Raw genomic sequence first — 4,580 nt, 5'->3', positions numbered from 1 at the left:
AAAGATTTTCGTAAGCAAGCTAAAACTAGCCATTAATTATATACGTTGTTATCTATAGGTCTTTTCATAGTTAGCCAGAGTTCAGATGTTTAAATTTTTATATAAATATAATTTAGGAATTCTGATTTTAGCAACGGTTTAAGCGCAATGATACGTTTCTACTGTCCAGATTAGCTCAGATTGGTTTTTCTTCGTGTAATTCAGTCGTAACGATAAACGCAAGCTTTTCAATCTTGGTTTACTTTATTGATCTTTTTAATCTAAAATTCTCTTAGTTTATAAAATCAAACAGAATCCAATCCGTAACGTTTTTCAGATTACATTATTCATCTGAGTAATTATTCCCTTGTTGGAAGTTCAGACTTATAGATTTTCCAATAATTTTTGTTGGTGAGTAACTTATAGATAACGGTTTTGTGTATGGTGTCGTTGCGTGTTTAGGTAACTAATTTAGCAAAAAGAAACGAGCCAGAGGAAAATCCGCAGGATTTTCCGAGTAAACAAAAACTAGCAATGCATTATACACGATGTTGTACAACGTTTTTTTATTCATTCAAGTTTAGAATATAATAATCCAATATTACGAAAGTGCAGATTTTAAAAAAAGGATGTTCAAAGTCTTCTTCACTTACTATTTTATCGAAATCATTGAATGCTGTTTGTAGGTCTTTTTTGTTTTCAAGAATATCTTTAAAAAAGTTTCTCGTTTTTTTTGCTTTAGAACTTTTTGACGCATATTTTTTTCCACAACCAATGACATCAATATCTAATTCGTCAGCATCAAGAGCCAATGTTTTTTCAATCATATTCGAAGTGATTTTCCCATCTCCAATCTCTCGTATGAATTTTTTATAGTCTTTTCCTTTATTGTCGTTAATTATACCTTTAGTTTTTAAATAAACTTCGTGTTGGAATATTGCACTTTCAATTAGAGATTTGGAATCAGTAGTTTTAGAATATATGCAATCCATAAATTTAGATTCCGAATCATAGCTGTTTTTACAGGAAAAGAATGTAAGAATTACAATCAAAAGTGTTTTTTTTACCAAAGAGTTTATGTTTTTTAGATTTACTTCCGTGTACAATTCAATCAGAGTTTTACTTTTTTGGTCTGTATTTCGTTTAATCGGCATTTTTGGTCAAATGTTGTACAACGTGTTTGTATATGATTTGTTGCGTGGTTAAGTACGTAATTTAGCAAATAAAAACCGAATAGAAAATCCGCGAGGATTTTCGTAAGCAAGCAAGAACTAGCAATAAATTATATACGGTGTTGTAGCACGTTTTTCTCACATTTCTGCTTTGTAAAGATTGTCCATATTTACTAACGAACGACCTAAAATTATTTCTGCATTTTTTTGACCATTTGCTTTTTCAGAAACACTTAATTCTTTTTCAATTTGTTCAATTTCTTTTACTATTGACTGTTGTTGCAAATATGAAAAGTCTCGTTTAAATTCATTAAAAATTAGAAACCAAGCATAGCTTTTATTTAAGTCTTTCTCAACATCTGTTCCGTCACGATACATATAAGCCAAGTTCAATCGTGCAGAAGTAATTTTTCCACTACGTGCTAAATTCTCTGGGTTTTGCAATTTCCCTAATCGAATTGCCCATTCGAGCATTTTTTCAAGATTTTTTTCAGTTCCCATTCCGTCTTTATAGCAACTCACAACATTCAGCATACAGGTTGCATCGTCATTTTCCGCACACTTTAAAGCATATTCAAACGCTTTATCATAATTCATCTCGGCATTTTTTCCAGTTGCGTGTGCCATCATCATTTTATAAAGACCATCGTTCCAAGCTTGCTCTGCTGACTTAAGATACCATTCAAACGCTTTTAGTTCGTTTTTTTCAATTCCGTATCCATATTCTAACGAAACTCCGAGATTATATTGAGCCTCTGCATTGCCTAATTCAGCCGACTTTTTTATTAATGGATAAGATTTTTCGAAGTTCTGAACCAATAAAAATTCTTTGGATTGTTCATTCAATTCATTCGCAGTTTGTCCGTATGAAAAAGCGACAAATATTGTTAAAATCAAGAATGTTAAATGTTTTCTCATAGTTTTCTTAAATGTGCTACAACGTGTTTGTATATGATTAGTGGCGTGTGTGAGTAACTAATTTAGCAAATAAAAACCAAATAGAAAATTCGGAAGAATTTTCGTAAGCAAGCTCGAACTAGCCATTAATTATATACGGTGTTACCTACAGTTATTTATTCCGATTGATAGCAATTACCAATGTTGAATTCGGTAAAAGCTTAATTGCTTTTCTAATTTTGCTATCATAACTGTTCATTAATTCTATTTCTTTCGTAATTCGTAAAATTAAATATTCAGCATTTTTTTCAGATTCATAAGAGTATTCAATTCCGTTAATTATTAAATCGCAAGCTCCATCAATTAACGATAAATTATAATATTCTCCATTAAATTCAATTCCGATTGAGTTTGCGTAAGCGTAAGTTTCGTATTTTATTTCCGTTTTTCCGCTTGTAGTTTTTCCAGTATATTTTTTATAACTCACATCATAAACTTCGTGTTCGTCTTTTTCTATTTCTAATTTCGCATAACTGCCTTGAAAATCTAATAAAGATTGTCTGTTTTCAGAATCTTTAACGATTAAAACTCCGTTTACAGTTCCGCTAAAATTTCCCGATTCTAAATTTTGAAAAACAGAGTCAAATCCGATTCCGTCAATCGCACGCGAATCATTTTGTCCGAATGTAGAAAATGACAAGGAAATCAGAAGAATAATAATTAGAGTTCGGATGTTTTTCATAATTGTAGGTAACGTGTTTGTATATGATTAGTGGCGTGTTTAGGCACTAAATTTAGCAAATAAAAACCGAATAGAAAATCAGCAATGATTTTCGTAAGCAGGCTAAAACTAGCCATTAATTATATACGGTGTTGGCAATAGTTATTTCTTGTAACAATTGTCATTATAATGTAAATTGACTTTTAATAAAATTCCGTTTATAAATTCAGTAACTCTATCTTCATATTCTTTCCCGTCGTTATTTTCATAGATGTACATTTTTAACGTAGTTTCTAAAAGCGGTATTGTTTTCGTCATTGGCTCGGTTAGACAAGAGTCAAAAACCTCTTTATAATTCGTTTTATCAAATGCTTTGTCAGACATACAATTGCAGAAATCATCTTTAATTAAGTTAGAAAAATATTCTGAATATTCCTCCAATTTAAATTTTGGCCATTTTACTATGTAAGCATCTCTATTTATTTGTACTATCAAAATCTTTTTATTGTCAGGTAGCTTATCTAAGGAAAACCGATTTACTACAAATTGACTTCCTCTATGTTTATATGGATAAGTATCTAAAAAAACGTTTAGTGTATCATTTAAAATTCCGTCAAACCCAGAACTGATATTTACTCCAATATCCTGTAGAATATTTTCACTTTTCAGAAATAAGGTGTCCGAATTCAGTTTCAGTTTGATGAAACTTAATTCAGATTTTTTTAAATGTCCCAGTTTTATTTTTTTTACTTTAGAATTCTGAACTTTCTTGATTTCTTTGAATCCATCTTTATATTCAACTATCAACTCTTTTTTTGCAATACTATCAGCTCCTTTTATATTCAAATAGAAATTTTGGGCAGTTAATAAGCTTGGTAAAAGCAAAAAGATAAAAAGTAAGTTATTGAGTTTCTTCATAATTATTGCCAACGTGTTTGTATATGGTTTGTTGCGTGTTTCAGCACCTAATTTAGCAAATATAAACCGAATAGAAAATCCGCGAGGGTTTTCGTAAGCAGGCTAGAACTAGCAATAAATTATATACGGTGTTGTAGGTAGTTTTTATCTTTTCATTCTGATTGTAATCGGGTATTCTTTTCCGCTGATTTTTGTCCATCCAACCACTAAAATCCAGTTAGGATGTAAACTTAAATTTATATTTAAACCATTATGTTCCATAAAATAAAGGGCAGTTTCATAATCATTTTGATTTTTTTCGTTAATCACAATTTGTCCTTTTTTCCCCAAATCGATTTCACGAGCATAGAATTCAGGCGCATAAATTCCGTAACTAAATTCAAAATCATCTTTTTCACATAATTCGTCAAAAACATTTTCATCTGACTTTATAGTCAAATCAATTATTTTATTGCCACTAATTTCAATTGTTGAGTTTTCGTGGTCAAATGAGAATTCATAATTTCCAATAGAAAACTCCTCTTTAATTTCTTCAGTTTTGTTCTTAAACAACATAATTTTATCTTATAAAAATACGGATTATTAGTCCAGCGATAATTCCAAATATTATTATAATTCCAAAGCCTAAAATAGTAGGAATAAAATCATATTTAGAAGTTCCAATTGCGATTCCGATTATCAGAATTATGAAATACGGAATGTTCTTTTTGTTCTTAAAATACTCTATCATTTCTGATTTTTCTCAAATTACCTACAACGTGTTTGTGTATGGAAAGTTGCGTGTTTAGACAACTAAAATAGCAAAAGAAAACGAGCCAGAGGATAATCCGAAGGATTTTCCGAGCAAGCAAGAAACTAGCAATTTTTTATACACGGTGTTACCCAACGTTTTT

The 4,580-nt window shown here is 30.3% G+C and carries 5 protein-coding genes; all 5 read right to left on the bottom strand.

Features of this window, described 5'->3' with window-relative positions; genetic code table 11:
- Positions 1 to 545 precede the first annotated feature (545 nt).
- The 5 genes from ACVCXO_RS00445 to ACVCXO_RS00425 all read right to left on the bottom strand — a co-directional run bounded on the left by ACVCXO_RS00445 (position 546) and on the right by ACVCXO_RS00425 (position 4,242).
- Positions 546 to 1,049, bottom strand: coding sequence for a hypothetical protein (locus ACVCXO_RS00445; protein WP_452227631.1), 504 nt, complete (start codon positions 1,047 to 1,049; stop codon positions 546 to 548).
- A 240-nt stretch (positions 1,050 to 1,289) separates the two neighbouring features.
- Entirely contained in the window at positions 1,290 to 2,069 is a 780-nt protein-coding gene (locus tag ACVCXO_RS00440) for a tetratricopeptide repeat protein (protein WP_452227630.1), read from the bottom strand.
- A 151-nt stretch (positions 2,070 to 2,220) separates the two neighbouring features.
- Positions 2,221 to 2,790 (bottom strand): hypothetical protein, encoded by a 570-nt coding sequence (locus ACVCXO_RS00435; protein WP_452227629.1) that lies wholly within the window; start codon positions 2,788 to 2,790, stop codon positions 2,221 to 2,223.
- 141 nt (positions 2,791 to 2,931) lie between these two features.
- Positions 2,932 to 3,687, bottom strand: coding sequence for a hypothetical protein (locus tag ACVCXO_RS00430; protein WP_165750539.1), 756 nt, complete (start codon positions 3,685 to 3,687; stop codon positions 2,932 to 2,934).
- A gap of 144 nt (positions 3,688 to 3,831) precedes the next feature.
- Positions 3,832 to 4,242, bottom strand: a complete 411-nt coding sequence (locus ACVCXO_RS00425; protein ID WP_452227628.1) for a hypothetical protein — start codon at positions 4,240 to 4,242, stop codon at positions 3,832 to 3,834.
- Positions 4,243 to 4,580 lie beyond the last annotated feature (338 nt).

The sequence above is a fragment of the Lacinutrix sp. MEBiC02404 genome, assembly GCF_053601575.1.
The sequence above is the reverse complement of the archived record's forward strand: the minus strand, read 5'-3'. Positions and strand labels throughout refer to the sequence as shown.